11 protein-coding genes are annotated in these 17,557 nt (G+C 68.9%); 2 read left to right on the top strand and 9 right to left on the bottom strand.

All coding sequences use genetic code 11. The features are described 5' to 3' along the window. Positions 1–54: 54 nt before the first annotated feature. From FHX50_RS06150 to rplJ, 5 genes are all read right to left on the bottom strand, one after another. Complete coding sequence (locus tag FHX50_RS06150; RefSeq protein WP_183375655.1) at positions 55–3,942, bottom strand: DNA-directed RNA polymerase subunit beta'; 3,888 nt, start codon at positions 3,940–3,942, stop codon at positions 55–57. Positions 3,943–4,007: 65 nt separating this feature from the next. Beyond that, a complete protein-coding gene (rpoB, locus tag FHX50_RS06155) occupies positions 4,008–7,496 on the bottom strand; it encodes a DNA-directed RNA polymerase subunit beta (RefSeq protein ID WP_183375657.1) in 3,489 nt (1,162 codons plus the stop codon). A 326-nt stretch (positions 7,497–7,822) separates the two neighbouring features. Continuing rightward, positions 7,823–8,707, bottom strand: a complete 885-nt coding sequence (locus FHX50_RS06160; RefSeq protein WP_183375659.1) for a hypothetical protein — start codon at positions 8,705–8,707, stop codon at positions 7,823–7,825. A 303-nt stretch (positions 8,708–9,010) separates the two neighbouring features. Beyond that, positions 9,011–9,400 carry a 50S ribosomal protein L7/L12 gene (gene rplL / locus FHX50_RS06165; RefSeq protein WP_183375661.1) on the bottom strand — a complete coding sequence of 130 codons (390 nt, stop codon included), beginning with the start codon at positions 9,398–9,400 and terminating at the stop codon, positions 9,011–9,013. A 56-nt stretch (positions 9,401–9,456) separates the two neighbouring features. Further along, the gene (gene rplJ, locus FHX50_RS06170) at positions 9,457–9,975 is read right to left on the bottom strand and encodes a 50S ribosomal protein L10 (protein WP_183375663.1); all 519 of its coding nucleotides are present in this window, start codon (positions 9,973–9,975) and stop codon (positions 9,457–9,459) included. Between the two features lie 413 nt (positions 9,976–10,388). Here rplJ and FHX50_RS06175 point away from each other — a divergent pair, with 413 nt between their 5' ends. Together FHX50_RS06175 and FHX50_RS06180 are read left to right on the top strand one after the other, a co-directional pair. Next, positions 10,389–11,633: an NRAMP family divalent metal transporter gene (locus FHX50_RS06175; protein ID WP_246370825.1), complete on the top strand. Its 1,245-nt coding sequence runs from the start codon at positions 10,389–10,391 to the stop codon at positions 11,631–11,633. Positions 11,634–11,647: 14 nt separating this feature from the next. Beyond that, entirely contained in the window at positions 11,648–12,538 is an 891-nt protein-coding gene (locus FHX50_RS06180) for a putative hydro-lyase (RefSeq protein WP_183375665.1), read from the top strand. A gap of 42 nt (positions 12,539–12,580) precedes the next feature. Here the strand turns inward: FHX50_RS06180 and FHX50_RS06185 are convergent, their stop codons facing one another. The 4 genes from FHX50_RS06185 to FHX50_RS06200 are packed head-to-tail and all read right to left on the bottom strand — an operon-like array spanning position 12,581 to position 17,472. Beyond that, positions 12,581–13,258 (bottom strand): GntR family transcriptional regulator, encoded by a 678-nt coding sequence (locus FHX50_RS06185; protein WP_183375667.1) that lies wholly within the window; start codon positions 13,256–13,258, stop codon positions 12,581–12,583. Then, a complete protein-coding gene (locus FHX50_RS06190) occupies positions 13,255–15,018 on the bottom strand; it encodes an acetyl/propionyl/methylcrotonyl-CoA carboxylase subunit alpha (RefSeq protein WP_183375669.1) in 1,764 nt (587 codons plus the stop codon). Before FHX50_RS06190 ends, FHX50_RS06185 begins: the two co-directional genes overlap by 4 nt. Positions 15,019–15,028: 10 nt before the next feature. Further along, positions 15,029–16,717 carry a 5-oxoprolinase subunit B/C family protein gene (locus FHX50_RS06195; protein WP_183375671.1) on the bottom strand — a complete coding sequence of 563 codons (1,689 nt, stop codon included), beginning with the start codon at positions 16,715–16,717 and terminating at the stop codon, positions 15,029–15,031. Next, a complete protein-coding gene (locus FHX50_RS06200; RefSeq protein WP_183375673.1) occupies positions 16,714–17,472 on the bottom strand; it encodes a LamB/YcsF family protein in 759 nt (252 codons plus the stop codon). The genes FHX50_RS06195 and FHX50_RS06200 overlap by 4 nt, the downstream gene beginning before the upstream one ends. Positions 17,473–17,557: the final 85 nt, after the last annotated feature.

Below are 17,557 nucleotides of genomic sequence, written 5' to 3' on the forward strand. Positions count from 1 at the left end.
CTCGTCCCGACCCCGCCGGCTCAGAGGGCCGACGGGTGCGAGGATCGCATCGGATCAGATCGTGTTCGTGCGGAACGGATCACCGAAGTCGAGGTCGTCCAGGTTCAGCGAGGAGCCGGAGCCGTTGTAGTCGCCGAAGCCGAAGTCGTCCAGGCCGGGGACCTGGTACATCGAGGCCTTCGCCTCCTCGGTCGGCTCAACATCGAAGCTGCGGAACCGCGGCAGGCCGGTGCCGGCCGGGATGAGCTTACCGATGATGACGTTCTCCTTGAGGCCCATCAGCTGGTCGCTCTTCTGGTTGAGAGCAGCCTCGGTGAGCACGCGGGTCGTCTCCTGGAACGATGCCGCGGACAGCCATGACTCGGTCGCCAGCGACGCCTTGGTGATGCCCATGAGCTCCGGACGTCCGGCTGCGGGCTCGCCGCCCTCAGCCACCACGCGACGGTTCTCGGCGACGAACGCAGCGGACTCCACGAGGTCGCCCGGCAGCAGGTTCGTGTCACCGGAGGAGACGATCGTGTTGCGACGCAGCATCTGGCGCACGATGACCTCGATGTGCTTGGCGTGGATGTCCACACCCTGCGACACGTACACCTTCTGAACCTCGTCCACGAGGTGCTTCTGCACGGCGCGGGGACCGAGGATGCGCAGCACCTGCTTCGGGTCGACCGAGCCCTGGGAGAGCTGCTGGCCGGCCTCGATGTGGTCGCCGTCGAAGACGAGCATCGACACGCGCTTGGACAGGGTGTAGCTGACGGGCTCGGAACCGTCGTCCGGGGTGACAGTGAGCTTGCGCTGCTTGTCCGTCTCCTCGATGCTGACGCGGCCGGCGACCTCGGTGATCGGCGCGAAGCCGGCCGGGGTGCGTGCCTCGAACAGCTCCTGCACACGGGGAAGACCGTGCGTGATGTCGCCGCCGGAGGACGCGACACCACCGGAGTGGAAGGTCCGCATGGTCAGCTGCGTGCCGGGCTCACCGATCGACTGTGCGGCGATGATGCCGACGGCCTCGCCGATGTCGACGATCTGGCCGGTGGCCAGGGAGCGGCCGTAGCACATGGCGCAGGTGCCGACAGCGGAGTCACAGGTGAGCACGGAGCGGACCTTGACCTCGGTGACACCGGCGGCGACCAGCTTCTCGATGAGGACGTCGCCCACATCGGCGCCGGCTGCGGCGAGCTCGGTGCCGTCCTCCGCGAGGACCGGCTGCGCGAGGGAGCGGCCGTAGGCGGTGATCTCCACGTTCTCGGCCGGGACGACGACGCCGCCCTCCTCCACACCGATCGGCATGGTGAAGCCCTTGGTGGAGCCGCAGTCGTGCTCGCGGACGATGACGTCCTGCGAGACGTCGACCAGACGACGGGTCAGGTAGCCGGACTGGGCGGTCTTCAGAGCCGTATCCGCCAGGCCCTTACGGGAGCCGTGCGAGGCGATGAAGTACTCCAGCACCGACAGGCCCTCTCGGTAGTTCGAGAGGATCGGACGCGGGATGATCTCGCCCTTCGGGTTGTTCACCAGGCCGCGCATACCGGCGATCTGACGGATCTGCATCCAGTTGCCTCGTGCGCCCGAGTCCACCATGCGGTAGATCGAGTTGTCGCGCTCGAAGTTGGCGCGCATCGCGGCGTCCACCTCGTTGGTGGCTTCGGTCCAGATGTCGATCAGTTCGGAGTTGCGCTCCGCCTCGGACACGAGGCCGAGGTCGCGGTTCTCATCGACCTGGGCGGCCTTCGCCTCGTACTTGGCGATGATCTCCGCCTTGTTCGGCGGGGCGACCACGTCGGCCAGACCGAACGACACACCGGAGAAGGTCGACCAGTGGAAGCCGTAGGACTTCAGCGCATCCAGCGATGCGGAGACCTGCACCTTCTCGTAGCGCTCGGCCAGGGCGTTGACGATCGTGCCGAGGCGCTTCTTGCCCACCTGGCCCTGCACGAACGGGAAGTCCAGAGGCAGGGTCTCGTTGAAGTACACGGTGCCGAGGGTGGTGGTCAGGCGGATCGGGTCGCCCTCGCTCCAGCCCTCCGGCGCCTCCCAATCGGTCGGCGCGACGATGTCCTCGAAGCGGATGGTGATCGGGGCGTTGATGTGCAGCTCACCGGCGTCGAACGCCATGATCGCTTCGGCGACGGAGCCGAAGGTGCGACCGGCGCCGAGCGCGTCCTCGTTGACCGTGGTCAGGTGGTACAGACCGATGATCATGTCCTGCGCCGGCATGGTGACCGGGCGGCCGTCCGACGGCTTGAGGATGTTGTTCGAGGACAGCATGAGGATGCGGGCCTCGGCCTGCGCCTCCGCGGAGAGCGGCAGGTGCACAGCCATCTGGTCACCGTCGAAGTCAGCGTTGAACGCTGCACAGACCAGCGGGTGCAGGTGGATGGCCTTGCCCTCCACGAGCACCGGCTCGAACGCCTGGATGCCGAGGCGGTGCAGGGTGGGTGCACGGTTCAGCAGCACCGGGTGCTCGGTGATGACCTCTTCGAGGACATCCCACACCTCGGGGCGTGCGCGCTCCACCATGCGCTTGGCGGCCTTGACGTTCTGAGCGTGGCCGAGGTCGACCAGGCGCTTCATCACGAACGGCTTGAACAGCTCCAGCGCCATGCCCTTCGGCAGGCCGCACTGGTGCAGGTTCAGCTCCGGACCGTTCACAATGACGGAACGACCGGAGTAGTCCACGCGCTTGCCCAGCAGGTTCGCACGGAAGCGGCCCTGCTTGCCCTTGAGCATGTCGGACAGCGACTTCAGCGGACGGTTGCCCGGACCGGTGACCGGGCGGCCGCGGCGTCCGTTGTCGAACAGGGAGTCCACGGACTCCTGCAGCATCCGCTTCTCGTTGTTCACGATGATCTCGGGCGCACCAAGGTCCATCAGGCGCTTGAGGCGGTTGTTGCGGTTGATGACGCGACGGTACAGGTCGTTGAGGTCGGAGGTCGCGAAGCGGCCGCCGTCCAGCTGCACCATCGGGCGCAGGTCCGGCGGGATCACCGGGATCGCCTCGAGGACCATGCCTGCGGGCTGGTTGGAGGTCGACAGGAAGGAGGAGACGACCTTCAGGCGCTTCAGGGCGCGCGCCTTGCGTTGGCCCTTGCCGTTGGCGATGGTGTCGCGCAGCGTCGCGGCTTCGGCCTCGAGGTCGAAGTCCTGCAGACGCTTCTGGAGCGCACCGGCGCCCATGCCGCCCTCGAAGTACGTGCCGTAGCGCAGCTTCATGGCGCGGTACAGCTGCTCATCGCCCTCGAGGTCGGCGACCTTGAGGTTCTTGAAGCGGTCCCAGATCGCCTCGATGCGGGCGATCTCGGTGTCGTACTTCTTGCGGATCTGCGCCTGCTCGCGCTCGGAGGAGTCGCGGACCTTGCGCTTGGCGTCGGCCTTGGCACCCTCCTCCTCGAGCTGGGCGAGGTCCTTCTCGGCGGCGAGGGCGCGGTCGTTGATCGCGGCGTCGCGCTCGGAGGCGAGCTCCTTGATCTCGAGGTCATGGCGCTGCTGCAGCTCCGGCATGTCCTCGTTGCGAGCGTCCTCGTCCACCTCGGTGATCATGTACGCCGCGAAGTAGATGACCTTCTCGAGGTCCTTCGGGGCGAGGTCCAGCAGGTAGCCGAGGCGGCTCGGGACGCCCTTGAAGTACCAGATGTGGGTGACCGGGGCGGCGAGTTCGATGTGGCCCATGCGCTCACGGCGCACGGCCGACTTCGTCACCTCGACGCCGCAGCGTTCGCAGACGATCCCCTTGAAGCGGACGCGCTTGTACTTGCCGCAGTAGCACTCCCAGTCCCGGGTGGGACCGAAGATGCGCTCGCAGAAGAGGCCGTCCATCTCGGGCTTGAGGGTTCGGTAGTTGATGGTCTCTGGCTTCTTGACTTCGCCATGGGACCACGAACGGATCTCATCGGCCGTTGCGAGGCCGATTCGCAGCTCGTCAAAGTGGTTGACGTCGAGCACGTGTGTCCTTCTCTCGTTCGAAAAAAGCAGGTGAAAGTTGGATGGGTCGGGGTGTCTGAGCGGGCTCAGAGTTCCTCGACGGTGCCGACGCCCTCATGGGGACGGCGGGACAGGTCGATGCCGAGCTCCTCCGCGGCGCGGAAGACCTCCTCGTCATCCTCCGGGACCTCGACGCTGTTGCCGTCCGAGGACAGCACTTCGACGTTGAGGCAGAGCGACTGCATCTCCTTGAGGAGCACGCGGAAGGACTCCGGGATGCCCGGCTCGGGGATGTTGTCACCCTTGACGATGGCCTCGTAGACCTTCACACGTCCGTTGATGTCATCCGACTTGATGGTCAGCAGCTCCTGCAGGGCGTGAGCGGCGCCGTAGGCCTCCAGGGCCCACACCTCCATCTCACCGAAGCGCTGGCCGCCGAACTGCGCCTTACCGCCCAGCGGCTGCTGGGTGATCATCGAGTACGGGCCGGTCGAGCGTGCGTGGAGCTTGTCGTCCACTAGGTGGTGCAGCTTCAGGATGTACATGTAGCCGACCGAGACGGGGTCCGGGAACGGCTCACCGGAGCGGCCGTCGAACAGGCGGGCCTTGCCGTCGTTGCCGACGACATGGTCGCCGTCGCGGTTCGGCGAGTGCGCCTCGATCAGGCTGTTGACCTCGGGAGCGGTGAGTCCGTCGAACACGGGCACGGCCACCGGGGTGCCGGGCTCGCCCTTGTGGGACGCGACCGGCAGCTCCTTGGCGTGCTCGGACTCGGGGTCGAGCTCCCAACCGGACTTGGCGACCCAGCCGAGGTGGGTCTCCATCACCTGGCCGATGTTCATACGGCCGGGCACGCCCATCGGGTTGAGGATGATGTCCACAGGGGTGCCGTCCTCGAGGAACGGCATGTCCTCCACGGGCAGGATCTTCGCGATGACGCCCTTGTTGCCGTGACGGCCGGCGAGCTTGTCGCCGTCGGTGATCTTGCGCTTCTGCGCAATGTACACGCGGACCATCTCGTTGACGCCGGTGGGCAGGATGTCGGAGTCCTCGTCCTCATTGAACACGCGGACGCCGATGACCGTGCCGGACTCGCCGTGCGGGACGCGCAGGGAGGTGTCGCGGACCTCGCGGGCCTTCTCACCGAAGATGGCGCGCAGCAGGCGCTCCTCCGGGGTCAGCTCGGTCTCACCCTTCGGGGTCACCTTGCCGACGAGGATGTCGCCCGGCTGCACTTCTGCGCCGATGCGGATGATGCCGCGCTCGTCGAGGTCGGCGAGGACGTCCTCACCGACGTTCGGGATGTCGCGGGTGATCTCTTCCTTGCCGAGCTTGGTGTCGCGGGCGTCGACCTCGTGCTCCTCGATGTGGATCGAGGTGAGGACGTCGTCCTGGACCAGGCGCGAGGACAGGATGATGCCGTCCTCGTAGTTGTGGCCCTGCCAGGACATGAACGCCACGAGCAGGTTCTTGCCGAGCGCGAGCTCACCGGAGTCGGTGGAGGGGCCGTCGGCCAGGATGGAGCCGGCTTCGACACGGTCGCCCTCGTCGAACAGCACGCGCTGGTTGTAGCAGTTGCCGGCGTTGGAGCGCTCGAACTTGTTCACGCGGTAGGACTGCGAGGTGCCGTCGTCCGCGAGGACCTTGATGAAGTCGGCGGACAGTTCGTCGATGACACCGGCCTTCTCAGCGACGATGACGTCACCGGCGTCGACAGCGGCGCGGCGCTCCATGCCGGTGCCGACCAGCGGCATCTCGGTGCGCAGCAGCGGCACGGCCTGACGCTGCATGTTCGAGCCCATGAGGGCGCGGTTGGCGTCGTCGTGCTCAAGGAACGGAATCATGGCGGTCGCGACCGACACCATCTGACGTGCGGACACGTCCATGTAGTCGACGTCCGACGGGGCCACGAGGTCCGGCTCGCCGCCGGCGAGGCGCACCAGCACGGCTTCCTCGAGGAAGCGGCCGTCCTCATCGATCTTGGCGTTGGCCTGCGCGATGATGTGGCGGTCCTCGTCATCGGCGGTCAGGTAGACGACGTCGTCGGTGACGACACCGTCGACGACCTTGCGGTACGGGGTCTCCACGAAGCCGAACGGGTTGATGCGCGCGAAGGTGGCGAGCGAGCCGATCAGGCCGATGTTGGGGCCTTCCGGGGTCTCGATCGGGCACATGCGGCCGTAGTGGGACGGGTGGACGTCGCGCACTTCCATGCCTGCGCGGTCACGGGACAGACCGCCCGGGCCCAGCGCCGAGAGGCGGCGCTTGTGGGTGAGGCCCGACAGCGGGTTGTTCTGGTCCATGAACTGCGACAGCTGGGAGGTTCCGAAGAACTCCTTGATCGCAGCGGTGACCGGGCGGATGTTGATCAGGGTCAGCGGCGTGATCGCCTCGACGTCCTGCGTGGTCATGCGCTCACGGACGACGCGCTCCATGCGGGACAGGCCGGTGCGGACCTGGTTCTGGATCAGTTCGCCGACCGCGCGGATGCGGCGGTTGCCGAAGTGGTCGATGTCGTCGGTCTCCACGCGCACCGTGCGGCCGCCTTCGGCGGTGAACTCGGTGAGGCCCGCGTGCAGGGCGACGATGTACTTGATGGTGGTGACGATGTCCTCAACGTTGAGAACGCTCTCGGAGAGGCTGACCTCCAGGCCGAGCTTCTTGCCGATCTTGTAGCGGCCGACCTTCGCGAGGTCGTAGCGCTTCTCGTTGAAGAACATGTTGTTGAGCATCGTCTCGCCCGCATCGCGGCTGGGCGGCTCGCCCGGGCGCTGCTTGCGGTAGATGTCCATGAGCGCTTCGTCCTGCGAGGAGATCCTGTCCTTCTCCAGGGTGGAGCGGATCGACTCGAACTCGCCGAACTCCTCGAGGATCTCAGCCTTGGACATGCCGAGGGCCTGCAGGAGGGTGGTGACGGACTGCTTGCGCTTGCGGTCGATGCGGACGCCGACCTGGTCGCGCTTGTCGACCTCGAACTCGAGCCATGCGCCGCGGCTCGGGATGATCTTCGCGTTGAAGATGTGCTTGTCGCTGGTCTTGTCGATGGACTCCTCGAAGTACACGCCCGGGGAGCGGACCAGCTGGGAGACGACGACGCGCTCGGTGCCGTTGATGATGAACGTACCCTTGTCGGTCATGAGCGGGAAGTCGCCCATGAAGACCGTCTGGGTCTTGATCTCATCGGTCTCGTGGTTCATGAACTCCGCAGTGACGTACAGCGGTGCGGAGTAGGTGAGGTCCTTGTCCTTGCACTCCTCGACCGTGTAGGTCGGGGCCTCGAAGGAGTGGTTGCGGAAGGACAGCGACATGTTGCCGGCGATGTCCTCGATGGGGGAGATCTCTTCGAAGATGTCCGCGAGACCGGAGGTCTGGGGGACGTCTTCGCGACCGGCGGCGGCCGCTGCGGCGGCGCGCTCCTCCCAGTTCTCGTTGCCGAGAAGCCAGTCGAACGAGCTGGTCTGCAGGCTCAGAAGGTCAGGTACTTCAATGGGGTCGCCGAGCTTTGCGAACGTCACGCGAGGCGACTGCGTCAGCTGGGCTGTGGTCTTCTTCAGATCGGTGCTCGAGGCAGCCAAGGGTGATCCTTCCACGGGCCGAGGATGAATGGGCGCCGCTGCTGTGACCGCACCCACCTTCTCGACCAACCCCGCTATATGAGTCGAATTCTGAAAATGGGCGCGCTGATCACTGGGCGCAAAGAACCAGCATAAGCCGCGCCCGATACCCCGTAAAGGGGTCCCGCGGAAAATGTGACGGCCGTTATCCCTGACACACTCGCTCCTGCGCGCCCCGCAGCCGGTGCGGCTGGCGCCCGGGGCGCCGCTGGGAGGCCGACGGCTTCCGCGGCTCGGCAGAGCGAAGCGGCGGGCCCCGTGGGCGCCGCCGCTTCCGGAACGGGAGGTCAGCCGTTCATATGCTCCTCGAGCGCACTCGCGTACTTCAGCGCAGAGGCCTCATCGAGGTTGATGGCGAGGATGTAGCCGTGCTCGGTGCCCTTGTCCACGCCGGACATGAGCATGGTGAGCTTCTGCTCGCCGAGGGTCATGGTGGTGAAGGACGTGTTGGGGTTGTTCCCGAGCTGTTTGACGGTGGCCTTCGCCGCGCCGCCCTGGCCGGACATCTCCTCCGTGCATGCGGCGGCGACTTCCTTCAGGGGGTCGAACAGTGTGGTGTCCTCGTTGGTGGTGGCGAGTGCGGAGACCACGGTCGGCTCATCGGTTGCGCCGTCGACGGCCTCAGCACTGAAGTCACCGTCGTAGTTGACGACGACGAGGCCCGTGGCGTCCTGCTTGGAGTTGTTGACTCCGTCGATCGCCGCCTGGCATGCGGGCGGGATGTCGACGCCGTCGAGGGTGTAGGTCATGGTGAAGTCGAGAGGCTGGTCTGGGCCGGGGGAGCTCTGCTCCTGGACTGAGGCCTTCACGTTCGTGCCGATGCCGATGTCCTCGGCCATCATCGCGCCATCGGGGCCGCCGGAGGAGTCGTCGGACGGGCTCGCATCATCGGACGGGCTCGCATCATCGGACGGTGTCGCGTCGTCGCTCGGGGCGGCGTCATCCGACGGGCTCTGGTCGCCCGCGGGGGTGGATCCGTCAACCTCGTCGCTCGCTGTCTCACTGGGCTTCGCGGTGGGGTCCGCCTCGCTGCCGAAGCCGCTGATCGCACCGCAGCCGGTGAACAGCAGCGCGGAGGCGGCGAGCGCGGTGGCGGCGGTGACGCTGCGGCGCACCGTACGGGTGCGGCCAGCGCGGGTGCGTCCGGGACGGGTGAGGGCTGAGCGGGTCATGGGATCTCCTGGTGGTCGGGCCCGTCGGCGACACTGCAGACAGCGGCCCGGGGCTGAGCGATTGAGCCCATCATCTCCCAGCGCATCCCTCGCCGCCACCGGAACGAGCGGGTACCCGTGCCCCTGGAGACCTCTCCCCCGCCGGCCGCACACGCTGCGGCCCGACGGATGCCTGCGCGCTCCGATGCCGCCCATACAGGAACCGCCCGCCTCCTCATGGGAGACGGGCGGTTCCGTCACGAGCATCGGGCGCTGTTCGTGCCCGGTCGGCTCGGGGTCAGGCTGCGCTTCTCAGCGCGGAGGTCACTTGACCTCGACAGCGGCGCCTGCGCCCTCGAGCTGCTCCTTGGCCTTGTCGGCGGCGTCCTGGTCGACACCCTCGAGGACCGGCTTCGGTGCGCCGTCGACGAGCTCCTTGGCCTCCTTGAGGCCGAGGCCGGTGAGGGCACGGACTTCCTTGATCACGGCGATCTTGGCGGAGCCGGCGGAGCTGAGGATGACGTCGAACTCGGTCTTCTCCTCAGCGGCGCCACCGGCGTCGCCGCCTGCAGCGCCACCGGCTGCAGCGACGGCCACGGGAGCGGCGGCCTCAACGTCGAAGACCTCCTCGAACTCCTTGACGAACTCGGAGAGCTCGATGAGGGTCATTTCCTTGAAAGCTTCGATGAGCTCGTCCTTGGTGAGCTTAGCCATGGGGCTTAGTCCTTCCTAAGTTGGGGTGGTGCACGCAGCACCGTTTCGTCAGAGTGTCAGGCGTCTTCGTTCTTGGCACGCAGAGCGTCGACGGTGCGGGCGGTCTTCGTGAGCGGCGCGTTGAAGACTGCCGCGGCCTTGGACATGGATGCCTTGAGGGCACCGGCCGCCTTGGCCAGAAGAACCTCGCGGGACTCCAGGTCTGCGAGCTTCTTGACATCGTCAGCCGTGAGAGCGGAGCCCTCGAAGTAGCCGGACTTGACGATCAGCTGTGGGTTTTCCTTGGCAAAGTCACGCATGGCCTTTGCCGGTTCGACCGGCTCGCCCTTGATGAAGGCGATAGCGGTCGGGCCATTGAGCTCGCCGTGGAAAGCATCGACTCCTGCTTCCTTGGCGGCGATCTCAGCCAGCGTGTTCTTCACCACGGCGTAGGTGGTATCAGCACCGAGCGAACGGCGCAGCGTCTGCAGCTGCCCCACGCTCAGGCCGCGGTACTCGGTCAGGATCGCTGCGCTGGACTCGCGGAACAGATCCGCGACCTCAGCAACAGCTGCTGCCTTGTCAGGCCTCGCCATGGCCCTCCTTCCAGAGGTTGTGCTGCCGGCCTTGAAGGATTCGTGTCCCGCAGCATAAGAAAAGCCCCGACGCAGGCGTCGAGGCTCATCGCCCACTGGAGTCCAGCCCCGGTGTGCGGAAGAATCGTCACCTGCGCAGGCCGTTCCTCAGTGCGACTGGGAAACCTTCGGTCGATCCTGATGGCAGGACCGACGACCGGCGGTCTTCGGTAGCTGTCACACTACCCGATCCCGTCGCCTTCTCCCACCCCGATGTGGCGCGGATCAAATGCGACCCGGCAGCCCGCGGGGACGACCCGGGGAGGCGACGGCCCGTGGGCACCGCTTGAGCGGATTGTTCAACAACTGCTAGTGTCGTGCGACTACGCGACCCAGTGTGACCCCTCTCACCCCTCCAATGGAACGGACGGTCAATGTCCAGCACTCCCTCCCAGACCGACGCAGCCGCCCACAGCAGCGACGACCGCACAGCCCGCCGCGGCCGCCGGACAGCGCTCCTCGGCGCCATGTTCCTCATGGCCACCAGCGCCATCGGTCCCGGCTTCATCACCCAGACCACCGTGTTCACGGCGCAGCTCGGCGCCGCGTTCGCCTTCGCGATCCTCGTCTCGATCCTGATCGACATCGCCGTCCAGCTGAACGTGTGGAAGATCCTCGGCATCTCCGGCCTGCGCGCCCAGGAGCTCTGCAACCGGGTCCTGCCCGGCGCCGGCTGGGTGCTCGCCGCCCTCGTCTTCATCGGCGGCGCGGTGTTCAACATCGGCAACATCGCCGGCACCGGCCTCGGCCTCAACGCCATGCTGGGCCTCGACCCGACCATCGGCGGCGGCGTCTCCGCCGTCCTCGCCATCCTCATCTTCCTGTCCAAGCGGGCCGGGCTCGCCCTGGACCGCATCGTGGTCATCCTCGGCGCCGTGATGATCCTGCTGATGATCTACGTGGCAGTCGTGTCCGCTCCCCCGGTCGGTGAGGCGCTGAAGAACACCGTACTGCCGGAGCAGGTCGACTTCCTCATCATCTCCACTCTCATCGGCGGCACCGTCGGCGGCTACATCACCTACTCCGGTGCCCACCGCATGATCGACTCCGGCGTCACCGGCCCCGAATCGGATCGGGAGATCACCCGCAGCTCGGTGGTCGGCATCCTCGTCACCTGCGTGATGCGCGTGCTGCTGTTCCTTGCGATCTTCGGCGTGGTCGCCGGTGGTGTCGCGCTCGCCGGTGACAACATGGCCGCCGACGCGTTCCAGGCCGCGGCCGGGCAGATCGGCCTGCGCCTGTTCGGCGTGGTGCTGTGGAGCGCCGCCCTCACGTCCGTGATCGGCGCGTCCTTCACCTCCATCTCCTTCATCACCACCCAGGCCACCGCGGCGCGCACCCGCAACCTGATGACGGTCGCGTTCATCGCGGTGTGCGGCATCCTGTTCGTGGTGCTCGGCCAGGCCCCGCAGGCACTGCTGATCTTCGCGGGTGCGTTCAACGCCCTGATCCTGCCGTTCGGCCTCGCGATCCTGCTGTACGCCGGGTGGCGCCGCCGCGACCTGCTGCACGGCTACCGCTACCCCGCCTGGCTGCTGCTGCTCGGTGTCCTCGCCTGGCTGGTGTCCCTCGGCCTCGCCTGGACCTCGCTCGCGAAGATCCCCGGCATCTTCGCCTGAGAAGGAGGCCAGCCATGCGCGCAGAATCCGTCGGCCCCGCGGACCGCGACGCGCAGCCCGCCGCCGCGCCGGATGCGTCGGCCCCCGCGCAAGCGGCCGGACCTGCTTCCGACTCCCCCGGCGGCGACTGGGCGGACCTGTCACCGGCCGATGCGCGTTCGCGCTTCCGCGCCGGCGAGGTGCGCCCCACCTCCGGGATCGCCGACGCCTTCGCGCAGGCCAACCTGATCGCGGTCCCACAGGAGCTCGCCTTCGACGTCCTTTTGTTCGCGCAGCGCAACCCCAAGCCCTGCCCCGTTCTCGGCGTGCTGGAGCCCGGGCAGGTCACCAGCGATCTGCTCGCCGGCGGGGACATCCGCACCGACATCCCGCGCTACCGCGTCTTCGAGAACGGGGTGGAGGTCGCGCGGCCGACGGATGCCACCGACTATTGGCGCGAGGACCTGGTGGCGTTCCTCGTGGGCTGCTCGTTCACGTTCGAACGGGCCCTGCTGGAGGGCGGGATCGCGCTCGCGCACCAGGACCAGGGCGTAAACGTGCCGATGTTCCGCACCACGCGCCGCTGCGCATCAGGGGGCCGGATCGGCGGGCCGCTGGTGGTGTCCATGCGGCCCATCCCCGCCTCCCAGGTGGCCGACGCGGTCCGCATCACCTCCCGCTACCCCGCCGTGCACGGCGCCCCGGTGCATGTGGGCTCCCCGTCGGAGCTGGGGATCGCCGACCTGTCCCGACCCGATTTCGGTGACCCGGTGGACATCCCCGCCGGGCACATCCCCGTGTTCTGGGCCTGCGGGGTCACGCCGCAGGCAGCGGTGATGGAATCGCGGCCGTCGTTCGCGATCGCGCACGACCCGGGGCACATGCTGATCACGGACGCCCGCGACAGCGACTACCTCGTGCCCTGACCGCGGCTGCTGGGCGCCGCACGGGCGCGTGGCCCGCGCGCCCTAGCGGCGGGGTGCCTGAGCGCCGTAGCCGAGGAAGTCGAGGACCTCGGTGCGCGCATCCACGAGGTAGCGGCGCAGCTCCTCCGCGGCGTCTCGGCGGCGTCCCTGCATCACCATCGCCCACAGCTCGGCGTTGCGGTGCACATAGTTCGCGTGGAACGTGGGGCTGTAATCCTTGCACAGGAACATCAGCCGCATCCGCGCCAGCAGCTGATCCATCGCCCCCATCACGATGGTGGACCCGGTCATCTGCACCAGACCGTCGTGGAACAGCTGGTTCTGGTCGCCCACATCGTGCATGCGCCCCTCGCCCAGCGCCTCCTGTGCGGCGGCGAGGACGCTCTCCTGCCGGGCGGCCAGCTGATCCGTGACCTCACCCCACAGGACGGCGCTGGGCTCCACCGCGAGCCGCGCTTCGTAGATCTCCCGCACGTCCGCTTGGTCCGGCCGGGCGACGCACACGCCCCGGTGCGGCCGCCGATCGATCAGGTTCTCCTGCGCGAGAGTCGCGAACGCCTCCCGCAGCGTATTGCGGGAGATGCCGAGCTCCGCCGCCACCGCCACCTCGGACAGCTTCGACCCGGGCAGGAGCCGGCCCGCGGAGATCTGGGCGCGCAGCGACGCGGCCGCCCGGCTCGAGGCCGAGCGGGTGTCACGGTGGGGCGGGCGAGCGGTCATGCGATCCTCGCGATCTCCTGACCGCGCGTCAGCGCTTCCCCGTCGCTGATGTCGGCGCGGGTGAGGCGTCCGGCGCGGTGCGCGCGCACCGTCGTCTCCATCTTCATCGCCTCCATCACGAGCACGGCGTCGCCGTCCTCGACCTCGGCGCCGTCCTCCACGGACCAGGACACGACGGTGCCGGACATCGGTGCGGTCAGCTGCGACTCATCGCGCTCCTGGGACCCGTCTGCCCCCTCGCCGCCGGCGGCGCCGCCATCGGCACCACCAGCGCCGCCCTGACCGCCCCCGCCGCTGAGCAGGGCGCGGTGCAGATACGCGGGCAGACCGAGCTGCACGGCCCGGCCGTCGATGTCGATCATCACGGTGGTGCGGGTGCGCTCCGGCGCGGCCGCGTACGGCGAGGTCTCCAAGTCCGGCGCGAACTCCGACTCGATCCAGGTGGTGAACACGCCGAAGCGATCAGCGGCGGTGTAGGCGGGGTGGTCCATGACCGCGCGGTGGAACGGCACCACGGTGGGCAGGCCCTCGATCCGCAGTTCCGCAAGAGCGGTGCGGGCTCGCCGGATCGCCTGCTGCCGGTCCTCACCCCACACGATCAGCTTCGCCAGCAGGGAGTCGTACTCCGCGGGGACGGTGAAGCCACTGCGCACACCGGTGTCCACGCGGACCCCGAGACCCGTCGGCGCCTCGAACACCTCCACCAGGCCGGGGGTGGGCACGAAGCCGAGTGCAGGATCCTCCGCGTTCAGCCGGAACTCGAACGCGTGGCCCGACGGCTGCGGGTCCTCACTGACGCTGAGCCGCTCGCCCGCCGCGATGCGCAGCTGCTCGCGCACCAGGTCCACCCCGCTGGTCGCCTCGGTGACGGGATGCTCCACCTGCAGGCGGGTGTTCACTTCGAGGAAGGAGATGACACCGTCCTCGGAGACGAGGTACTCCACCGTGCCGGCGCCGACGTACCCGGCCTCACGGGCGATCGCGCGGGCCGAATCGTGGATGCGCATCCGCTGCTCATCGGTGAGGAACGGCGCCGGGGCCTCCTCCACGAGCTTCTGGTGGCGGCGCTGCAGGGAGCAGTCGCGGGTGCCGATGACGGCGACGCTGCCGTGGGTGTCGGCGAGCAGCTGCGCCTCCACATGGCGGGGCCGGTCGAGGAACCGCTCCACGAAGCATTCGCCGCGGCCGAACGCGGCGGTCGCCTCGCGGGTCGCGGAGAGGAAAGCATCCTCCACCTCATCCATGGTGCGGGCGATGCGCATGCCGCGGCCGCCGCCGCCGAACGCCGCCTTGATCGCGATCGGCAGGCCGTGCTCCTCGGCGAATTCGCGCACCTGAGCGGCGTCCTTCGCGGGCCCGTCGGTGCCGGGCACGAGGGGCGCACCGACGCGCACGGCGACCTCGCGGGCGGCGACCTTGTCACCGAGCGTGGCGATGACGTCGGCGCTGGGCCCGATCCAGGTGAGGCCGGCGTCGACCACGGCGCGGGCGAAGTCGGCGTTCTCCGACAGGAACCCGTAGCCGGGGTGGACCGCGTCGGCGCCGGAGCGGCGGGCGATCTCGAGGATCTTCTCCTGGTCGAGGTAGGTCTCGGCGGGGGCGGAGCCGTTCAGCGCGTAGGCCTCGTCGGCGAGGGTCGTGTGCATCGCGTCGGCGTCCGGGTCCGAGAACACGGCGATTGAGGTGAGGCCTGAGTCGGAGCAGGCGCGGATGATGCGGACCGCGATCTCGCCTCGGTTGGCGATCAGGACCTTCTTCATGCGTTCTCTCCTACGCGTCGGGGGATTCGGTGAGCTCGAAGCGCACGTGCGCTCCGGGCGGGAGCTGTCCGGCCAGCGGCAGGTCCTCCGGCACTACGACGGCGATCACGGGGTAGCCGCCGGTCACGGGATGGTCGGAGAGGAACAGCACGGGCACGCCCGAGTGCGGCACCTGGAGGGAACCGGTGACAGCGCCTTCGCTGGCGAGTTCGCCGTCGCGGGCGCGAGTGAGGCCGCCGCCGGCGGGTTCGTCGAAGCGGACGCCGACGCGGTTCGACTGGTTCGACACCACCCAGGTGCGGGAGGTCAGCTCCTGCATCGCCTCGGGGGTGAACCAGTCGTCGCGCGGGCCGGGCAGGATCCGCAGCACCGCCGTGTCGTCCCGCGGGGGCAGCGACACCGCCGGCTCGGCCCGGTCCTCCGGGTCGGGCAGGACCGGCAGCGACCCGGTGGTGGGGGCGCTGACGGCGGGGACTTCGGGGGCGCCGACGTGTCCGCCGCGGCGGTGCACGGCGAGGACGTCCCCGGCGGCGAGGGGCTCGGGGCCGATGCCGGAGATGATGTCGCGGGAGGCGGAGCCGAGCACCACGGGCACGTCGAAGCCGCCGCGGACCGCGACGTAGGTGCGCAGTCCCGTGGTCGGCATGTCGATGCGGAGGGTCTCCCCGTCGTACAGGGGGATCGCGGACCAGCGCACTGCGGTGCGCGTCCCGTTCGGCCCGTCGATGCGGAGGGGGCCGGCGGCGCCGGTGACGGAGACGACGTGGTGGCCGCGGGCGGTCAGCGCGAAGCCGTCCAGGAGCGCTTCGACGACGGCGCAGCGGGCGTCGTTCCCGACGAGGCGGTTCGCCTGGCGGGCGGACGCGCGGTCCACCGCACCGGAGGCGACGACGCCGAGGTCGCCGTGCCCGGGCCGCCCCATGTCCTGCATGAGTGCCTGCATCCCCGGGTCGGTGACTTCCAGGGCGTAGTCGGCGTCGGGCCGGCTGGCGGTGACGGGGCGCTGCGGGACCGCCGGGAGCTGCGAGGGGTCCGCGGCGGGCTCGTCCTGGTGGGCTGCCGACGGGTCCTGCACACGGATCTGTTCGGTGACGGCGCGGTAGCGGACCGTGTCACCAGGACGGATCAGCGACGGCTCCTCCCGGCCGAGGTCCCACAGGACCGCGTCGGTGTGTCCGATCAGCTGCCAGCCGCCCGGCGACTTCTGTGGGTACACCGCGGAGAACGCCCCGGCGAGGGCCACCGACCCTGCGGGCACGGCGGGGCGCGGGGAGGTGCGGCGCGGCACCTGCAGGGGGTCACCGTCGGCCGCCAGGTAGACGAAACCGGGGGCGAAGCCGCCGAACGCGGCGGTCCACTCGGCACCCGTGTGGGCGGCGATGACCCCGTCGGCTCCGAGGCCGGTGAGCTCCCCGACCTCCCGGAGGTCCTCCCCGCTGTAGACCACGTCGATGTCGATGATCCGGCCCGCGACGGCCGCCCGTTCATCGAGCTGCAGCTGCTGGAGCGCGTCGGCCCCCCCTGCGGCGCGGGGCCCGGACTCGAACTCCACCAGCACGGTCTCGGCGGCAGCGAGCACCTGCACCTGGCCCGGCAGCGGATGCTGGGACAGGTGGGCGTGCAGGCGCATCACCTCGGGCAGGTCCGTGCACTCCACGAGGAACGCACGGGCACCGGCCCAGCGCAGCGGGCGGCTCATGCGAACGCCTCGATCCGGATGCCGGCGGCTTCCAGCCCGGCGCGGACCTGCCCGGCCATGGCGGCGGCGCCGGGGGTGTCGCCGTGCAGACAGATGCTGTCGGCAGCGATGCGGATGTCGGTGCCGTCGATGGCAGTGAGGGTGCCGGTCCGCACGAGCCGCACCATGCGCTCGGTGACGGCGTCGCCGTCATGCAGAACCGCACCCGCTTCCCGGCGGGACACCAGGGTCCCCTCCGGGGTGTAGGCGCGGTCGGCGAACGCTTCGGCGACGCCGCGCAGCCCAGCGGCCTCCGCCTTCTGCAGGGCGATCGAGCCCGGCAGGAGCAGCAGAGCGAGATCGGGGCTGAACGCGCGGACGGCGTCCACCACCGCCTGCGCGTGCTGCTCATGGTGGACGATCGTGTTGTAGAGGGCGCCGTGCGGCTTCACGTAGCGGACTTCGCCGCCTTCGCGGCGGGCCACGGCGTCGAGGGCGCCGAGCTGGTAGAGGACGTCGTCGGCCAGTTCGGTGGGTGAGCAGTCCAGGAAGCGGCGCCCGAAGCCGACGAGGTCGCGGTAGGCGACATGCGCGCCGATGGTCGCACCGGCTGCGACCGCGCTGCGGCAGGTGGCGGCCATGACGCTGGGGTCGCCGGCGTGGAAGCCGCAGGCGATGTTGGCGCTGGAGACGGCGGCGAGCACGGCGGCGTCATCGCCCATTGTCCAGCTGCCGAAGGATTCACCGACGTCACTGTTGAGATCGATGACGCTCACGGGGGGACCTCCGAGGGATCGTGCGTTCGCAGAGCGGGGGCATCCGCGAATTGTTCAACGATCCTACGGCATCACGGTCCTCCCC

Source organism: Helcobacillus massiliensis (genome assembly GCF_014191425.1).
GTDB lineage: Bacteria > Actinomycetota > Actinomycetes > Actinomycetales > Dermabacteraceae > Helcobacillus > Helcobacillus massiliensis.

Bases quoted from the DNA above. Each gene is read 5' to 3' on its own strand.
- rplL (WP_183375661.1), bottom strand. From the start codon at position 9,400: ATGGCTAAGCTCACCAAGGACGAGCTCATCGAAGCTTTCAAGGAAATG.
- FHX50_RS06190 (WP_183375669.1), bottom strand. From the start codon at position 15,018: ATGAAGAAGGTCCTGATCGCCAACCGAGGCGAGATCGCGGTCCGCATC.
- FHX50_RS06185 (WP_183375667.1), bottom strand. From the start codon at position 13,258: ATGACCGCTCGCCCGCCCCACCGTGACACCCGCTCGGCCTCGAGCCGG.
- FHX50_RS06195 (WP_183375671.1), bottom strand. From the start codon at position 16,717: ATGAGCCGCCCGCTGCGCTGGGCCGGTGCCCGTGCGTTCCTCGTGGAG.
- FHX50_RS06175 (WP_246370825.1), top strand. From the start codon at position 10,389: ATGTCCAGCACTCCCTCCCAGACCGACGCAGCCGCCCACAGCAGCGAC.
- FHX50_RS06180 (WP_183375665.1), top strand. From the start codon at position 11,648: ATGCGCGCAGAATCCGTCGGCCCCGCGGACCGCGACGCGCAGCCCGCC.
- rplJ (WP_183375663.1), bottom strand. From the start codon at position 9,975: ATGGCGAGGCCTGACAAGGCAGCAGCTGTTGCTGAGGTCGCGGATCTG.
- FHX50_RS06160 (WP_183375659.1), bottom strand. From the start codon at position 8,707: ATGACCCGCTCAGCCCTCACCCGTCCCGGACGCACCCGCGCTGGCCGC.